General features: G+C 70.8%; 14 protein-coding genes. 11 read left to right on the top strand and 3 right to left on the bottom strand.

Translation table 11 applies throughout. The annotated features are described in order from the left end of the window. Nucleotide 1: 1 nt before the first annotated feature. The 11 genes from ACFYQQ_RS29380 to ACFYQQ_RS29330 all read left to right on the top strand — a co-directional run bounded on the left by ACFYQQ_RS29380 (nt 2) and on the right by ACFYQQ_RS29330 (nt 14,430). Nucleotides 2-991 carry a ketoacyl-ACP synthase III gene (locus ACFYQQ_RS29380; protein ID WP_355783221.1) on the top strand — a complete coding sequence of 330 codons (990 nt, stop codon included), beginning with the start codon at nt 2-4 and terminating at the stop codon, nt 989-991. After that, a complete protein-coding gene (locus ACFYQQ_RS29375) occupies nt 988-1,875 on the top strand; it encodes a 3-hydroxybutyryl-CoA dehydrogenase (protein ID WP_355783224.1) in 888 nt (295 codons plus the stop codon). The genes ACFYQQ_RS29380 and ACFYQQ_RS29375 overlap by 4 nt, the downstream gene beginning before the upstream one ends. Nucleotides 1,876-2,319: 444 nt before the next feature. Beyond that, a complete protein-coding gene (locus ACFYQQ_RS29370; protein ID WP_355783242.1) occupies nt 2,320-2,868 on the top strand; it encodes a Uma2 family endonuclease in 549 nt (182 codons plus the stop codon). Between the two features lie 719 nt (nt 2,869-3,587). Then, complete coding sequence (locus ACFYQQ_RS29365; RefSeq protein ID WP_355783227.1) at nt 3,588-4,970, top strand: DUF6002 family protein; 1,383 nt, start codon at nt 3,588-3,590, stop codon at nt 4,968-4,970. Further along, nucleotides 4,967-6,091: a GNAT family N-acetyltransferase gene (locus tag ACFYQQ_RS29360; protein ID WP_355783229.1), complete on the top strand. Its 1,125-nt coding sequence runs from the start codon at nt 4,967-4,969 to the stop codon at nt 6,089-6,091. Before ACFYQQ_RS29365 ends, ACFYQQ_RS29360 begins: the two co-directional genes overlap by 4 nt. Before the next feature lie 25 nt (nt 6,092-6,116). Next, on the top strand, nt 6,117-6,629 hold the full coding sequence (locus ACFYQQ_RS29355; protein ID WP_355783231.1) for a hypothetical protein: 513 nt from the start codon (nt 6,117-6,119) through the stop codon (nt 6,627-6,629). Further along, entirely contained in the window at nt 6,626-7,201 is a 576-nt protein-coding gene (locus ACFYQQ_RS29350; RefSeq protein WP_355783234.1) for a thiamine pyrophosphate-dependent enzyme, read from the top strand. The genes ACFYQQ_RS29355 and ACFYQQ_RS29350 overlap by 4 nt, the downstream gene beginning before the upstream one ends. Next, on the top strand, nt 7,195-8,454 hold the full coding sequence (locus ACFYQQ_RS29345; protein ID WP_355783237.1) for an MFS transporter: 1,260 nt from the start codon (nt 7,195-7,197) through the stop codon (nt 8,452-8,454). The genes ACFYQQ_RS29350 and ACFYQQ_RS29345 overlap by 7 nt, the downstream gene beginning before the upstream one ends. Next, nucleotides 8,451-9,371: an LLM class flavin-dependent oxidoreductase gene (locus tag ACFYQQ_RS29340; protein WP_356240288.1), complete on the top strand. Its 921-nt coding sequence runs from the start codon at nt 8,451-8,453 to the stop codon at nt 9,369-9,371. Before ACFYQQ_RS29345 ends, ACFYQQ_RS29340 begins: the two co-directional genes overlap by 4 nt. Continuing rightward, entirely contained in the window at nt 9,371-11,200 is a 1,830-nt protein-coding gene (gene asnB, locus ACFYQQ_RS29335) for an asparagine synthase (glutamine-hydrolyzing) (protein WP_356240285.1), read from the top strand. Before ACFYQQ_RS29340 ends, asnB begins: the two co-directional genes overlap by 1 nt. Nucleotides 11,201-11,565: 365 nt before the next feature. Further along, on the top strand, nt 11,566-14,430 hold the full coding sequence (locus ACFYQQ_RS29330; RefSeq protein WP_356240282.1) for a BTAD domain-containing putative transcriptional regulator: 2,865 nt from the start codon (nt 11,566-11,568) through the stop codon (nt 14,428-14,430). On the opposite strand, the gene ACFYQQ_RS29325 is transcribed toward ACFYQQ_RS29330, so the two are convergent. From ACFYQQ_RS29325 to ACFYQQ_RS29315, 3 genes are all read right to left on the bottom strand, one after another. Then, nucleotides 14,420-14,572 carry a hypothetical protein gene (locus ACFYQQ_RS29325; protein ID WP_356240279.1) on the bottom strand — a complete coding sequence of 51 codons (153 nt, stop codon included), beginning with the start codon at nt 14,570-14,572 and terminating at the stop codon, nt 14,420-14,422. The two genes, ACFYQQ_RS29330 and ACFYQQ_RS29325, sit on opposite strands and share 11 nt — an antisense overlap. A gap of 118 nt (nt 14,573-14,690) precedes the next feature. Continuing rightward, complete coding sequence (locus tag ACFYQQ_RS29320; RefSeq protein WP_355786294.1) at nt 14,691-15,542, bottom strand: hypothetical protein; 852 nt, start codon at nt 15,540-15,542, stop codon at nt 14,691-14,693. 1 nt (nt 15,543) lies between these two features. After that, a complete protein-coding gene (locus ACFYQQ_RS29315; RefSeq protein ID WP_355786297.1) occupies nt 15,544-16,458 on the bottom strand; it encodes a hypothetical protein in 915 nt (304 codons plus the stop codon). Nucleotides 16,459-16,483: the final 25 nt, after the last annotated feature.

Below are 16,483 nucleotides of genomic sequence, written 5' to 3'. Positions count from 1 at the left end.
CATGGGCATCGGCATCCTCTCCACCGGCTCCTACCTGCCCAAGCACGAGGTCGGCAACGAAGAAGTCGCCCAACGCGTCGGCGTCAGCGCCCAGTGGATCGAAGACAAGACCCAGATCCGCACCCGCCGCTACGCCGCCCCCCACGAAGCGACCTCCGACCTCGCCGTCAAGGCCGGCGAACGCGCCCTGGAACAAGCCGGACTGACGCCCCATCAGATCGACTACCTCATCGTCTCCACCTCCACCGGCGACTTCCCCCAGCCCCCCACCTCCTATCTCGTCCAGCACCACCTGGGCGCCTACGGCGCCGCCTGCTTCGACATCAACGTCGTCTGCAGCGGCTTCGTCTACGCCCTCGCCCTGGCCCACAGCCTGGTGACCGTCCGCCCCGACGCCCGCGTCCTGGTCATCGGCGCCGACATCTACTCCCGCATCCTGGACTTCACCGACCGCAAGACCGCCATCCTGTTCGCCGACGGCGCCGGAGCCGCCGTCGTCGGCGCCGTACCCCACCCCTACGGCATCCTCGCCACCGACCTCTCCAGCCGCGGCGACGCCCACCACCTGATCCGCGTCGAAGCCGGCGGCAGCCGCAATCCCGCCTCCGCCGCCACCGTCGCCGACGGCGGCCACCACTTCAAAATGGACGGCCGCGGCGTACGCGACTTCGTCACCGAACACGTCCCACCCGCGCTGCGCGCCCTCACCCGCAGCGCAGGCGTCGACATCGGCGCGGTCGACCACTTCGTCCCCCACCAGGCCAACGGCGTCATGCTCACCGACGTCGTCGAACGCGCCGGACTCGACGCCGCCCACACCCACCGCACCCTCACCCGCTACGGCAACGTCGGCAGCGCCTCCGTGCCCATCGCCCTGGACGAAGCCCACCGCACCGGAGCACTGCACGCGGGCGAACTGGTACTGCTCGCCGGATTCGGCGGCGGCATGTCCATCGGAGCCACCCTTCTGACCTGGGGGACACCCACATGACCACCACCATCCCCGCCCAGCCGGGCGCCGCCATCGAACGGATCGGCGTCGTCGGCAGCGGCATCATGGGCACCGGCATCGCCGAACTCTGCGCCAAGACCGGCCTCGACGTCACCGTCGCCGTGTTCTCCGAAACCTCCCTCACCACCGCCCCCCGCCGCCTGGCCGCCTCCCTGGACCGCGGAGTGAGCCGCAACAAACTCACCTCCGACCAGCGCGACGCGGCCCTGGACCGGGTGACGTTCACCCGCGACCTCGCCGACCTCGCCGACCGCCACCTCGTCATCGAGGCCGTCAAAGAAGACGAGCCGCTCAAACTGGACCTGTTCGCCACCCTCGACAAAATTGTCGAAGACCCCGACGCGATCCTGGCGACCAACACCTCCTCGATCCCCGTCGTCCGCCTGTCCGCCGCCACCCGCCGCCCCGGCCAGGTCCTCGGCCTGCACTTCTTCAACCCCGTCCCGGCCCTGCCGCTGGTCGAACTCATCCCCTCCGTCCTCACCGACGAAGCCGTCACCACCCGCGCACACCACTTCGTCCGCGACGTCCTGGGCAAACACCCCATCACCGCCCCCGACCGCGCCGGCTTCCTCGTCAACGCCCTCCTCTTCCCCTACCTGCTCTCCGCCGTCCGCATGGTCGAATCAGGCCTGGCCACCGCCGAAACCCTCGACCAGGGCATGACCCTGGGCTGCTCCCACCCCATGGGCCCCCTGCGCCTGGCCGACCTCATCGGCCTGGACACCACCGTCTCCATCGCCCAGGCCATGTACGAGGAGTTCAAGGAACCCCTCTACGCGCCCCCGCCGCTCCTGCTGCGCATGGTCGAAGGCGGCCTCCTGGGCAAAAAATCCGGCCAGGGCTTCTACACCTACGCCTGACCGGCCACCGGCCGCGGCCCGGGACGCGGGATCACCGGGAACCGGTCCGCGGGCTCGCCACGCCAGGAGACGATACGAGGCGAAGGCTCAGGCCGGCGTACTGCATGGGGCCCCGCGTCGAACGAAGGGACCCGCCTGTGAGCGTGAGGGGGATGCGGCCCACCTTGGACCAGCGGCGGCGCGGTGCGCTCCTCACCGCCCTGGACTTCCGGCCTGCCGGGCTCTGCCCGCGCCGCGGCCTGACCATCAGCTCCGGAGATCCGAACTGTCCCAGCCTCCAGGCAACCTGAAACGCAGCAGGATGCCAGGTGCCATCGGGAGACCTGTGATATCAACTACGCTGGCTCTAGCCGTCCGACCGCATCCGTGACTCGGGGTAAAAGCCCTGGTCAACCTGTTTGATGCGACCTGGAGGAAGCCGTGAGTGCCGAACTTCCCGACTGGATGATCCCGCCTAGGCCGAGTGGCTGGGAGGCCGACGATCTCGACCATCTTCCCCAAGCCCCGCGGCACACGGAACTCATCGACGGAGCCCTGATCTTCATGATGTCGCCGCAGCGTTCCTGGCACTCTCGGCTCGTGGAGAACCTGACCTTCGCGCTGCGACGGACTGTCCCTGCCGGGTTCGAGGTTGAACGTGAAATGACCATTCGACTCGACAGGAAGAGCCGTCCTGAGCCGGACACGCTGGTCACCACCGCGCCGTACGATCCCGATCGAACCTGGTATGCGCCCGAAGACGTGGCTCTGGTTATTGAAGTCGTCTCAGAGGAATCGGCGGATCGTGACCGGTCCTTGAAGCCTTTCAAGTACGCACAGGCCAAGATCCCCCACTTTTGGCGCATCGAAGATGAAGCTGGGCTCCCTGCTGTTCACACCTACGAGCTCGATGGCATGACCGGCATGTATGTGGCCACCGGCATCCATCGAGGACGATTGAAGGTCTCTGTTCCCTTCCCTGTCGACATCGAACTCGACAGTCTCGTGCCTTGAGGGAACGGCCCACCTTGCACCAGCGGCGGCGTGGTGCGCTCCTCACCGCCCTGTTCGGGTGCCTGGTGGCGGGGCCGACAGAGCTGCTGGAGTCCGGCGTGGGCTGGGACGCCCCTCTGGTCGGGCTGGTCGGGGGTGCCGCAGGAGCAGTCCTGGGCTTCGCGTTCCCCTTCGTCCTGTCCCGGAGGCGGAGGGAACACCTCGCCCCACCCCCGCCTCCACCCCATCCACCGTCCCCGCCGCCTCCCGCGTCATCGCCCGGGAGCACCTGATGTTGCAACTCGCCGTCCAGACCCGCCAGCTCGTCACGCTCACGCAGGGCGACTCAGCGGCTGCACGCAGGACCACGTCGGCTGGCACCCACCGCTGGGTCCCTATTCGCCCAACCCCCCGCCGACGGTGCCGTCCGACGGCCCCCGTTTCCGCCCATGAGGGAGGAGACGAACATGCCTCAGGACGGTTTTGAGCAGCCCACTGCCGAGGTGTACCTGCTCTTCGCGCACGAGGCGCGCACGAGAGATCAATACCTCGCTCGTCGCCGCGGCCTCCCTGCTCCACCCCCATGTCCGGCAGCCCGACGGCGCCCGCGGCGTCCATTGCCCAGGCGGACGTCCCATGTAAGTGGGGATCAACCGTGCGGAGGACCCGCCCGGTAGTGATCCGGTATCGGGGCGGGAGCGTCGGGTCGGAGGCTGGGGCGTGACCGCACCGGTCGGTGCATGCACCCGCCTCGCGCGCATCCCATCCGTCGGAGGAGCACGTTGATCAGCGATGTTCTTCACCGTGGAGATGTCCTGACGAAATACGAGGACCAGCTTCGGCAAGCCCTCAGCCAGGTCGGACGTAGCTCCCGGTCCAGCTCCGAGTTCACCCCTGCGTTCGAACTTCCTTCCTCCTCCTCCGCGTTGAGAGAATTCTTCGCCGTCGCCGATCCGCACTTCGCGGAGCTGGGCACGGTCGGCTCGAGCAGGCTCGTCCTGCTCGACCTGATGGGCAACCCGGCCACCCGTACGGTCAAGACCCTGGCCTCGCTGGTGATCGTGGCCCGCGCGGTGCTGCACACCGAACGGACCGGCGAGCCGGTGATGATCGTGACCCCGTCCTCGGCGAACAAGGCAACGGCCTTGCGGGACGCGGTGCTTCGCGCCTACCGGACCGGCCTCAGCGACCCGGACAGGCTGCGGATCGTCACCGTCGTCCCGGAGGCCGCCCGGCCCAAGCTGTGGTCCTCCGCCCTGAGCGAGGACACCGCCCTGGCCGCGCGCAATCCCATGTGCGTGCTCGCACCGGGTGGACCTGAGGTCAAGCCCCTCACCAAGCAGGTGGTCGACACCATTGCCCAGGAACTGGCCGCCCGTACCGGGTTCCGGCTCTGGCACACCCTGGACCTGGCCAACTACCAGTGCTGCGACGCCGTTCGCGCCTTCGCCGAGCATGCCGAGCTGCCGCAGGCTCCCGGCGTCACCCGGTCGCACGCCCACGCGGTGTCGAGCGCCTTCGGCCTGCTGGGCCACCATTTCGGGACGACCCTGCTGCCCGCACCGACGGCCGCGCCGCAGTACTTCCTGGTGCAGCACATGGCGACACCCGACATGGTGCTCAGCCTGTACGACGCGACGCCGCCCACGTACCGCCTCGACCCGGCGACCGGGTTGTACCACCAGCACGAGGACCCGCACTACCCCGCCGCGACCTTCGATCCGGCCGAGAACCTCGAACCGACCTTCTACACCCGCCGGCCCGCGACCTCACCCGCGATGAACCAGCTGATCCGCACGCACGGTGGGGGCGGCGTAGTCGTCTCGCTGCATGAATGCCTCTCCCGGTACTCCGAGACCCGGGCGCTGCTCGCGGACACGGCCGTCGAGCTGCCGGCAGACCCTCGTCATCTGCGGGAGTGGTCGCTGGTGATGGTCCTCACCGGCGTCCTCACCGGCATGGAGCGCGGCCTGCTCGACACGGACGAGGTCGTCGTGCACGGCTCCGGCTCCTACGGCCTCAAGGACTTCACGCCCATCCCGGACAGCCGGGTTCGTGAGATCGCCGATGCCGAGCAACTGCGGCAGGTCGTCTTCGCCGCGGCGAACGGGCGGACCCCGTGACGGGCACCGTGCCGCTCACGGTCTGGGCGCGGTACCGGTGGACCACCGGCACCGGGGGCTGGGCCCGGGTGCGGGAGCGCTGGGCGGACCTTCCCGGACGTCGCTTCACCCACCGGGTCCTCAGCTCGGCCGAGGACCGGCTCTCGCTGGCGTACCAGGGCTGCCCGGAGGGAATGACCTACCTCCTGCCCTACCTGCGCAACCAGATGGCGGCCCAGGCGGGCGCGGTCGCTGTGGTGGACCGGCAGGCTCCCACATGGCGGCAGATGCTGCGCGCGGCGCACCGGCCCACGGCCGACCTGCTGGTGCTCGGCTGCTCGCGCGAGCGGGTCCGCCGACTGCCGGCCACCCGATCGGTGGTGCTGCCCTTCCGGATCAACATGGCGCTGGACGTCAACGCCCAGGCCGTCCACAGCCAGGTCTCCGGCAACGAACGCCGCCAGTTCGCGAAGCTTCGCCGGATCCACGGGTGGACCTGTGAGGTCGGCACCGACCTTGCCGACCTGCAGTTCTTCTACCGGCGCATGCACCTGCCCACCATGGCCTCCCGGCACGGCGAACAGGCCCGCAGCGCCGACTGGGACATCGCCCTGCACGCCTTGTTCCGGCACGGCCTCGTGCTGTTCGTCCGCGAGGGCGACCGACGGGTCGCAGGCGTTCTGGCGAGGCTGGAGGACGGAGGCCAGACGCTGTGGATGCGCCTGCTCGGCGTGCTCGACGGCGCCGAGGAGCACTACCGCAGCGGTGCGGTGAAGGCGGTGTACTACCTGACGATGGAGTGGGCGGCCGAGCACGGCGTGAGGCGGGTCAACTTCTCCGGCGGCGACCCCTTCCCCGGCCAGGGCGTCTACCAGTTCAAGCGTCGGCTCCACCCGACCGTCTCCCACCCGGTGGACCACTTCCGCCACCGGCGGATGTACCTGCGGGTGAGCAGGGACACCCCGGCGGTCCGCGACTTCCTGGTCTCCACGCCCATGCTCACCGTCGACGGCTGCGATCGGATCGTCGCCACACACTTCTTCGACAGCACGCGCCCCCGCCGTTCCGATATCCGCGCCGACAGCGTGGGTGTGCACGAGGCGCGGACGATCGATCTGGACGAATTCCTGACCGGTGTCTGACCGGTTCGACCTGGGGGGTACGAACATGCGGGCACCTGTCATAGGTCTCGCCGATGAGCTGTCCAAGGACCTCATCCACCACGGATTCGGGCCGTTCAACGGCACCCCGTGCGGGATTCTGGCGCCGCTGTTCACCGCGATCGGCGAGCGCGCGAACCTGCTCACCGTGGGCCGCGAGGACAACGCGGTGGGCATGGCGGCCGGAGCCGCACTGACCGGCCGGGCGCCGGTCGTCCTGATGCAGAACTCCGGTCTGGGCCAGTGCGTCAACGCCCTCGCCTCCCTGGTCCTGCCCTACCAGCTCGCCATGCTGCTGATCGTCAGCCTCAGAGGAGTGGACCCCGACCGGACCCAGGAGAACCTGGTGATGGGTACGGTCACCGAACCGCTGCTCGGTCACCTCGGCATCCCCACCGCGACCCTGGACACAAGAAGAGGCCCGGGCGAGCAGGCCGCCTGGGCGCACGACGTCGTCATCCAGCAGGGCCGGCCGGCGGCGCTGCTGGTGCCCCCGACGGCGTTCGGGTGGCGGCCTTGAACAAAACAGCCGCCATCCGCGCGGTCATCGAGGCCACCACCGACGAGCCGATCGTGTTCACCACCGGCTACGCGTGCCGGATCGCCCAGGCAGTCCTGGACCGCCCCAACCACCTCTACATGACCGGCTCGATGGGCCTGGCCTCCTCGATCGGGATCGGCATCGCGCAGCAGACCGGTCGCCCCACCGTGGTGGTGGACGGCGACGGAAGTGTGCTGATGAACCCGGTGGGACTGCTCACCGCGGGGGCGATGGCCCCACTGCCGCTGCTGCACGTGCTGCTCGACGACGGACGCTACGCCTCGACCGGCGGCCAGCACGTCCCCTGCACGGGCACCGACTTCGCACTGCTGGCACGCAGTTGCGGCTACGCGCGGGTAGAGCGGATCGAGCGGACCACCCAGCTGGCGGCCACGCTGCGCGCGGTGGCCGCGACCTGTACGGCGCCCACCTTCTTGCACTGTGTCCTCGCGGGCGAGGACCCTGCGCCGATCCCGCCCCGGGTGGACGGCGACCTCGCCGATCACGCGGCCCGGTTCGCCTCCGCCCTACGAAAGCCGGTGCCATGCTGAGCCCTCTGTCCGTGAAGCCGGCCCGGCCGCTCTGGACGACCCTGGCCTGGTGGCGCCGGCCGGTGGGGCCGGTCTACCTCGCCTCGCTGGCCCTGTCGCTGGGCAAGGGCGCGTGGTTCACCTGCTGGGCGATGTTCTTCCTGCACTCCGTCGGGCTCTCCACGACCGAGTTCGGCCTCGGCATCACCGCGGCGGGCGTGCTGGGCATGCTCGCCGGCGGACCCCTGGGCTATCTCGCCGACCGGCTGGGCGCCAGAGAGACACTGATCGCGCTCGCGGCGGTGCAGGGGCTGGCGATCCTCTCCTACACCCTCGTCGACGGGTTCTGGTCGGCCGTAGCGGTGACCTGCGTGATGATCGCCGCCGACCGTGCCACCCCCGGGATCCGCGTCGCCCTGATCTCCGGGCTGACCACGGGCGAGGAGCGGATGGAGAGCATCTCCACCAACCGGGCCATGACCCAGGGCGGCATCGTGGTCGGCGCGTTGGCGGGTGCCTACGTCCTGGCGTTGGACAATTCCGCGGGCTACCTCGGGCTCGTCCTGATCTACGGGACGTCCGTCATAGGCTGCGCGGCGCTGCTGTGGCGGGTGCCGCACGTGCAGTCGCTGAAGGACCGCAAGGTACGCCGCCGGGTCCTGGTGCTGCGCGACCGCCCGTTCCTGCTGATCACCCTGTTCAACGGCATACTGGCACTCAGCTGGGGGATGCTCGACTCCGGCGTGCCGCTGTGGATCACCAAGCACACCCAGGCCCCGCTGTGGGTCATGGGCGTGCTGATGGGCGCCAACGCGGTGGTGGTGGTCGTGTTCCAGAACCGTGTCAGCCGGGCGGCGGTCACCGTGGCCGGCGCGGCGCGACTGGGGCTGTGGTCGGGCGTGCTGCTGGCGCTGTCGTGCGTCGTCTTCGCCGCCACCTCGGGCGGCTCCGGCGCACTGGTGCTCTTGCTGCTGGCCGCGGGGGCGGCGGTGCACGTGGTGGGTGAACTGTTCTTCGTGAGCAGCGGGTTCGGGCTCTCGGTGGCGCTCACACCCCACGACGCGCACGGCGAGTACCAGGGACTGTTCTCCACCGGCCAGGCCGCCGCGCTGACCTTCGCTCCCGGCCTGATGACGATCTTGCTGGTCGACGGCGGTGTGGCGGGCTGGTTCGTGCTCGCCGGGCTCTACCTGGCCGGCGGGGCGGGCACCCTGGTGACTGCCCGCTGCGCCGTGCGCAGTGAACCTCCCGCGGCCGAACACGGTGCGGCGTGAGCGGCGCCCGCGTGCGGCTCGGTGCCCTGGTGCTGCCCGAACACCCCGGTCCGGACGGGAGCGAGGTGTGGCGCCGGGCCGAGGACCTCGGCTTCGACCACGCGTGGACGCTGGATCACCTGTCCTGGCGGGTTTCGGCCAACCAGCCGTGGTTCGACGCCCTGACGACGCTGACCGCTGCCGCGGCCCTCACCCGCCGGATCGAACTGGGAACCCTGGTCCTGTCGCCGAACTTCCGCCACCCGGTGCTCACCGCCAGGCAGGCGATGACCCTGGACCACGTGAGCGGGGGGCGGTTCGTGCTCGGCGCGGGCGCGGGAGCAGTGGGGCCGGACAGCGCGGCGCTGGGCTCACCCGTCCTCTCGCCGGCCCAACGGGCCGATCGGTTCGCCGAGTTCGTGCAGCTCACGCACCGGCTGCTGCGCCAGCCGGGGACCACCACCTTCACGGGGGACTGGTACTGCGCCCGCGACGTTGCGATGGTCCCCGGCGGCCTTCGGCCGGGCGGGATACCGCTCGCCGTAGCGGCGAGCGGCCCGCGGGGACTGCGGCTGGCGGCCGAGTACGGCGACACCTGGATCACCATCGGTGACACCCGCGCGCCGGGCGCACAGAGCGAGCGCGAGGCCTTCGCCACCCTGGCCCGTCAGGTTCGGCTGCTGGCCGAAGCGTGCGCGCAGGCGGGCCGCCCGCCCGCCGGCCTGCGCCGGCTGGTCAACCTCAGCCGCGTGGTGCAAGACCCCTACGCGTCGCCTGACCGGCTGGCCGACCTGGTCGGACGGTGTGCCGAGATGGGCTTCACCGACGTGGTGGTGGCCTTCCCGCGACGCGAAGGCGTCTTCGCGGGAGACATGTCCGTGTTCGAAAAGGCGGTGACGCGTCTGCGACGCGACGCCGTCGGGGGAGGGGACCACTGATGTGCGGTTTCGCAGGCTGGGTCGATTTCGCCAGGGATCAGCGCGGTGAGCAGGCCGTGCTCGATGCCATGACCGACACAATGCGTGAGCGCGGGCCCGACGGCCGCGGAACGTGGCTGGGACAGCACGCGGCACTCGGCCACCGGCGGCTCGCCGTGATCGACCCCGCCGGCGGAGCGCAGCCCATGACCGCCCAGGTAGGCCCCGACGGCTCGGCCGTGGTCCTGGCGTACGCCGGCGAGGTGTACAACTTCCGCGAGCTGCGCACGCAGCTCACCGCTCTGGGACACCGCTTTTCGACCAGGTCGGACACCGAAGTGGTGCTGCGCGCCTGCATCGAGTGGGGGACCGGGGCCGCCGAGCGCCTGAACGGAATGTTCGCCTTCGCCGTCTGGGACTCCATCCGCGAGGAGCTGCTCCTGGTCCGGGACCGGCTCGGTGTCAAGCCGCTCTACTACGCACCCCGGCCCCACGGCGTCATCTTCGCCTCCGAACCCAAGGGCGTGTTGGCGCACCCGGAGTTCACCCCCGCCCTGTCACCCCAGGCACTGCACCTTCTGCTCAATCCGAGGCTGGCCATCGCCGGGGAGACGCCGATCGACGCCCTGCACGAGGTGAAACCCGGTCACGTGGTGCGGATCAGCCGCCGCGGACACTCCGAGTCCCCGTACTGGCAGCTGGTCAGCCGGCCCCACACCGACGACCTCACCGGCACGGTGCACGGCGTGCGCGAGCTGCTGGAGGACATCGTCGAGCGGCAGCTGGTGGCCGACGTGCCGAGGGCGGCGATGCTGTCCGGCGGCCTGGATTCCAGCGCCATCGCCGCGCTGGCCGCCCGCAGCCTGGCCCGCGCGGGCGAAGACCCGCTGGTCACGTACTCGGTGCGCTTCGCGGGCGAGGAGCGGGACTTCCGGCCCACCCTGTTGCGGCCCGAACGGGACGCACCGTACGCGGCGCTGACGGCCAAGCACCTGGGCACCGAACACGTGGAGGTGAAACTGCGGGCCGAGGAACTCGCGGCCGCCGCCCCCCTCACCCGCCGGGCCCGCGACCTGCCGGGCCTGGGCCAGTTCGACACCTCGATGTACCTGATGTTCGCGGCTCTGCGCGAGCGCTCGACGGTAGCGCTGTCCGGAGAGGCCGCGGACGAGGTGTTCGGCGGCTACCCGTGGTTCCACGACCCGGGCACGGTCTGGCGGGACACGTTCCCCTGGCTCGGCAACGCGCCCAGGCTCGCGGACTGCCTCGCCCCCGACCTGCGCAAGGCGCTGCGGCCGGCCGAACTGGAAGCGGACCGCTACGCCACGCTGCGCGGCCGGGTACCGCGGCTCGCGGGCGAGGAGGGCATCGACGCGAGAATGCGGGAGGTGCTGTTCCTCAGCCTCCAGGGCCCGCTGGCAATGCTGCTGGACCGCAAGGACCGGATGAGCATGGCGGTCGGCCTGGAGGTCAGGGTGCCGTTTTGCGACCACCGGCTGCTGGAGTACGTCTGGAACGTGCCCTGGACGATGAAGCGTGCCGACGGCCGGGAGAAGAGCCTCCTTCGGATGGCCGTGGCGGACCTGCTGCCCAAGGAGATCCTGATGCGGCCCAAGTCCGCCTACCCCGCCCTGCACGACCCCGCCCACGACGCCGCGGTGATCACCGCGGTGCGGGGCCTGCTCACCGACCCCGCCTCGCCGCTGGCCGGCCTGCTCGACCACGGCCGGGTGGCCGACTTCGTGGACGGACAGGGGCCGACCATGACGCACACCGGCACCGCGCACCTGCTGACGCCCTTGCTGGAGGCGGACCTGTGGATGCGCGAGCACGGGCTGTCCCTCGCCTGAACACGCGCACGGCGAACGACGGCCCTGCACGTGAGCTGACCTGCGAATGCGGCTTATGTCATCATGCAGGCGCGACAGACCAGTCGCTCGCGCTCACGGGACGGGGCGCACGGGAACTACGCTCGACCAGGAGCGTACGGGGGAGCTGCATCGACCTGGCGGACTCAGTGCCGAGGTCGACGCCGGGGGGGAGCAGGATGCTTAAGTTCAATGTTCTGGGGGGCCTTGAAGCCTGGTCGGACGGTTCACGGCTGCACATCGGCGGAACGATTCACGAACGTGTCCTGCTGAGTCTGCTGCTGGAACCGGACCGGACTGTACCGGTTTCCTGGCTGGTGCAGGCGGCGTGGAACGACGAACCGCCCATGACCGCAACCCACCAGGTCCGCAAAGCGGTTGCCGATCTCCGCTCGCGCATTCCCGACGGCAGCGCCGTCATCGTCACCGACGGACAGGGCTACCGGGCCGTCCTGGACGGCGTCGGGCTGGATCTCGTCGAGTTCGGGGAGCGGACGGACGAGGCGGACCGTGCTGTCGCCGAGGGCCGGCCCGTTGATGCCGTTGCCGCGCTGCAGGGAGCCCTCGCGCTGTGGCGCGGCCGCATGTCGGGGCTGGGCAGCGACGCATTGGAAGCGGCCGCGGCCCGGCTCGAGGAACGGCGGGTGACCGCGGCCGAGCAGGTCTTCGAGCTGTGCCTGCGCGCGGGACACGCCGGCGGGCTCGTCGCCGACCTGCGGGACCTGGCCGCCCAGCACCCCTTCCGCGAGTCGCTGCACGCCCAGTTGATGCTGGCGCTGTACCGCAGTGGCCGCAAGGCCGAAGCGCTCGACGAATACCGCAAGATGCGGGAACTACTCGTGGAGGAGCTCGGGGTCGACCCCGGCCCGCAGTTGAGCGGCCTCTACGAAGCGATTCTGCGCGAGGCCCCCGAGCTGAGCGTCCCCGGCCAGGCGCTCACCCAGGCGCCGGAACCGGCCGCTGAGGGCACGCAGGCACCCGAGCCCGCGTTCTCCCCGTGCACCCTGCCTTACGACCTGTCCGATTTCACCGGCCGCGAGGACGAACTCCAGTCACTGCTCGACTGCATGATCACCGGTCAGGAGCCGCGCGGGCACAGCCCGGTCGTGGCGATCGACGGGATGGGAGGCAGCGGCAAGACGTGTCTGGCCGTGCGGGCCGCCCACCGGGTGGCCGGTCAGTTCCCTGACGGTCAGCTCCACATCGACCTGCGGGCCTTCACCCCCGGCGAGTCGCCCATGACGCCGGCCGCCGCGCTGGACAGCCTCCTTGGGGTGCTCGGGGTGCCCAGCGACCGCATCCCGGGCGACCTGGAGGGACGCAGGGCCCTGTGGCGCTCCCTGCTCGCCGACCGGCGCATGCTGCTCGTCCTGGACAACGCCGTCGACACGAGCCAGGTCTATCCGCTGCTACCGGGCTCTCCCGGATGCCTGGTGCTGATCACCGGCCGGACACGGCTGATGGATCTCGACGGCGCCAACTGGATCTCCATCGGCCCCATGGCCCCCGAGAACGGAACGCAGCTGATCGCAGAGATCCTCGGGACCTCCCGCACCGCCGCGGAGCCGGAGGCCGTGCAGGACCTCGTCCGGTTGTGCGGCGGACTGCCGCTCGCCCTGCGCATCGCCGCCGCCCGGCTGCGCAACCGGCCACGCTGGAGTGTGCGCTACCTCGTGGAGCGCCTGCGCGACGAGACGCGCCGCCTGCAGGAGCTGAGCGCAGGAGAGCGCAGCGTCGGCGCCACACTCCAGCTCTCCTACCAGGCGATGGACGAGGAACACCGCACCTCGCTGCGCCTGCTGGGCCTCTACGGCGACGCCGGCATCGACGTGTACACCGGTGCCGCCCTGCTGGCGACGGACATCTACGGTGCGGAACAGATTCTGGAGCGGCTGCTGGACGTGCACCTGCTGCAGCAGTCCCACGTCGCCGTGTACCGCTTCCACGACCTGGTGCGCGATTTCGCCCGCAGCCTCGGCTCACCGGCCACCGCACACGACGACTCCGCAGCCGTCGAGCGCCTGCTCGGCTACTACTGGAAGGCGACCGAGGCCGCCTGCGACGTCCTCTTCCCCGGGCGCACCCGCAGCCCCGCGGTCATCCCGCCCTACGCCGGCGAGGTGCCGGTGTTCACCAGTGCGGCGGAGGCGAGCGACTGGTTCAACCGGGAGCGTGCCAGCCTCATCGCCGCGGTGGAACTCGCCGACAGCCAGGGCCGGGACGCGTACACGGTGTGGCTCACCAGGAACATTGTCTTTTGGCTCAACTCGGTGGGCCGCTTCGAGGAGTTCAAGCGGCTCAGCCAACTGGCGGTCGCCACGGCGCGCCGCAGCAGCGACCTGGCGGCGCTGGGCAGCAGCCTGTCCAGCCTGGGGGTCGCCTGCTGGCGCCTGGGCGACCTGGAGGAGGGGATCCGCTCGGCTGAGGAGGGACGCGATGTCGCCGCACGCCTGGGCGACAGGCGGACCGAGTCGCACAGCGAGTCCATGATCGGACTGCTGCTGACGGTGCAGGGACGGCACTGCGAGGCCCTGTCCCACCTGGAGCGCGCCCTGGACCTGGAACGCGAGCTGGGCCTCGTGCGGGCGGAAGCCGAGAGCCTGAGCAACCTCAGCACGCTGCTCATGCAGTGGGGCAGGTACGAGGAAGCCGCCGACGCCGCGCGGCAGGCGCTTGAGATCCATCGTTCGCTCGACTACCGCGACAACCATGTGATGGCCCTGACGGACCTCGCCTTCGCGTACGCGGGGCAGGGCAGGTACGAGGAAGCCGACGAGCAACTCGAACTGGCCCGGGCGCGCTGTGACGCCTCCAGCCCGCCGGGGGACGTGGCACTGACCCTGGCGTTGTCCGCGGAGGTCCTGCAGTGCCTGGGACGCGCCGCGCAGGCGCCGCCCCTGGCCGAGGAGGCTTTGCAGTTCGCCGCGTTGAGCGGCAGCCCGACCCGTCAGGCGAAGGTCGAGAACCTGGTCGGCCGGCTGTATCGGCGGCGCGGGGACTTCAAGCGGGCCATGGCCCTGCACACTCACGCGCACGACCTGGCCGTCACCATGCGCTACCGCACCGAGGAGGCACACGCGCTGTATGGCATGGCGGAGGCGGCGGCAGCCTTCGGTGAGGCGAAGGCTGCCGCCGATCACGCCGCGGCGGCGGAGGAACTGCTGCGCACCATGGACTCGGCCGGGCACGCTGCCTGGTGCCTCACGGGGTGACGACCGCCGGCCCCTGGTGGTCCGCGACGATCTGGTGGCTGCCCTGTTCCGTGTCGCCGCTGGGCGTCGCCACGGCGACGGCGCCCAGGGCCAGGATCGCCGCGGTGACGAGGCCGACGGTCTTCTTGAGAGCGACAAGCATGTGATCCCCCGTTGATGTGGTGTTGTTTGCGCACCTCCACAGTGGTTGCAGCCGTTCCCGGATCGATCCCACCGCACTCCCTGAGCGGGACCCCCTCACCTGCCGGGCGTCTTGGCCGTCATGAGGCGGCCGGATACGCGGCCGGAGCACCTGCTTCGGCCGCGAACCGGGCCAGCTGCGGGACCAGTTCGGGGTGGTCGCCGTGGGAGGCGTTTTGCAGCAGCTCGGCGGCGGCGGTCAGGCGGGCGACGCGTCCCGCGGGAGTGTCCAGCAGGTGGGCGAGTTCGGCGCGGACCCGGGCCGCGGTCTGCGGGACGAGCAGCGAGTAGGCGAGCAGCAGGGCGGCGTCGTAGCCCCGTGGGGCGGTTCCGTACCCCTCCCAGTCCAGGAGCATCGGTCCCCGGCGGGTCAGGTTGCTCCAGTGCAGATCGCCGTGGGCAGCCGTGAACTCCAGGTGCCGTGGCGCGGGAAGTCCCAGAAAGCGGGGGAAGGCTCGGTCGAGCCACTGCCGGTGCACGGTTGTGCGGTCGGTTGGCGTGGCCGCGATGAGGGCGAGGGAGCTTTTGAGCGAGGCCCACCAGCGATCCGGCAGGTCCAAAGGCGCCCGCAGGACCGGGAAGCCGGAGCAGACCGGACTGGGGAGGTGGGAGGCCAGCTCCGCGTAGTACAGCATCCCCTGTGCAGGGCTTTCGTCGACGGCGTACAGACGGGGCTGGGGAACACCGGCAAGCGCGGTCCCCGCCGCGGCCGTGCCCTGCCACAAGGCGTCGGGACGCCGCGCGACGGGAGCGGAGTCGATCCGCAGCCAGCAGCGGCCCCACTCACGGTGGTGAGCGCGCCTGCCCAGCGTGCGGCCGTTCCAGCCCCACGAGGCGGGGCCGGCGACACTGACACCGAGCCGGGCCGCGGCCCGCAGATGGGCCGCGATCATCCGCCGCTCGTGGGCGGGATCCTCGGGTGGGGAGTACATGTCAACCACGTCCCTTCGGGAGGCGGGGGCCCACTCGCCTGGCCAGCACGGCCAGCACCTCCGCACCCGGATCCTGGCCGGTGACGGCCGCTCTGAGGCGGGCGATCGACCCGGGGACGGGGGAGGCCTGGGCGCTGGCGATACGCGGCCCGTGCGGGGTGAGGACCACATGGGTGCGCACCCGCCCGCTCTCGAGACCGCACAGGTCCAGCAGAGCGAAGACGGTGGCCCGGGCCGCTGCCGCCGGCGCCTCCGCCAGGTCGGCCAGGTGGGCGAGACGCGCTCCGGTGAGGCCGGCGCTGGTCATGCCGAGCACATGGTGCATACCGGCATGGGTGAAGGTGTCCACGATGAGCCGCGGTCCCTCGAGGAACTCCTCGATGACACAGGGCAGCGGGGGCCGGCCGGCCGCCCACGCCTCCACACCGCCGAGGTCCCGGATGATGTCGATGCCCCGGCCAGGGCCGCTCTTGACGACCGCCGGATGACGCAGGCTCTCCAGCCAGACCCGCGCCACGCCCACCGAGCTCGCCACCACGGCGTTGACCACCGAGACACCGGCCTGGTTCAAGGTCCGCCGCATCGCGGCCGGATCCTGGAGCGCGTGGAGGGAGGCAGCCCGCCGGGGGGACACCAGCACCAGTGCCTCCTCCACAGCGCGGTGCAGCGCCGGGCGGTCACCGACGTAGAGGATGTGCCCGATGCCGTGCACGCGGGCCGTCTCGACGATGCGCACCCCAAACGAGGCATGGTCGTTACGCCCCGGCACCGCCTGCCGTCCCTGCCGGCTCCTGGCCGGCGGTGTGTCCATGTCGGCGCTCCACAGCGACCACGCTTCAAAGCCCAGGTCCACCGCCGCTGCGAGCAGTGAAGGCTCCGGTTCGATCAGCAGGATCCGCCGGTCGTCGCGGCCCATCGGCCCTCCCCTCCACGCCTGGCGC

It is taken from the genome of Streptomyces sp. NPDC005496, assembly GCF_042872045.1.
Classification (GTDB): Bacteria; Actinomycetota; Actinomycetes; order Streptomycetales; family Streptomycetaceae; genus Streptomyces.
The sequence above is the reverse complement of the archived record's forward strand: the minus strand, read 5'-3'. Positions and strand labels throughout refer to the sequence as shown.

Excerpts from the sequence above, each read along its gene's own strand:
- ACFYQQ_RS29320 (WP_355786294.1), bottom strand. The coding sequence starts at position 15,542 with ATGTACTCCCCACCCGAGGATCCCGCCCACGAGCGGCGGATGATCGCG.
- ACFYQQ_RS29365 (WP_355783227.1), top strand. The coding sequence starts at position 3,588 with ATGCACCCGCCTCGCGCGCATCCCATCCGTCGGAGGAGCACGTTGATC.
- ACFYQQ_RS29370 (WP_355783242.1), top strand. The coding sequence starts at position 2,320 with ATGATCCCGCCTAGGCCGAGTGGCTGGGAGGCCGACGATCTCGACCAT.
- ACFYQQ_RS29330 (WP_356240282.1), top strand. The coding sequence starts at position 11,566 with ATGACCGCAACCCACCAGGTCCGCAAAGCGGTTGCCGATCTCCGCTCG.
- ACFYQQ_RS29315 (WP_355786297.1), bottom strand. The coding sequence starts at position 16,458 with ATGGGCCGCGACGACCGGCGGATCCTGCTGATCGAACCGGAGCCTTCA.
- ACFYQQ_RS29375 (WP_355783224.1), top strand. The coding sequence starts at position 988 with ATGACCACCACCATCCCCGCCCAGCCGGGCGCCGCCATCGAACGGATC.
- asnB (WP_356240285.1), top strand. The coding sequence starts at position 9,371 with ATGTGCGGTTTCGCAGGCTGGGTCGATTTCGCCAGGGATCAGCGCGGT.
- ACFYQQ_RS29345 (WP_355783237.1), top strand. The coding sequence starts at position 7,195 with ATGCTGAGCCCTCTGTCCGTGAAGCCGGCCCGGCCGCTCTGGACGACC.
- ACFYQQ_RS29355 (WP_355783231.1), top strand. The coding sequence starts at position 6,117 with ATGCGGGCACCTGTCATAGGTCTCGCCGATGAGCTGTCCAAGGACCTC.
- ACFYQQ_RS29380 (WP_355783221.1), top strand. The coding sequence starts at position 2 with ATGGGCATCGGCATCCTCTCCACCGGCTCCTACCTGCCCAAGCACGAG.
- ACFYQQ_RS29325 (WP_356240279.1), bottom strand. The coding sequence starts at position 14,572 with ATGCTTGTCGCTCTCAAGAAGACCGTCGGCCTCGTCACCGCGGCGATC.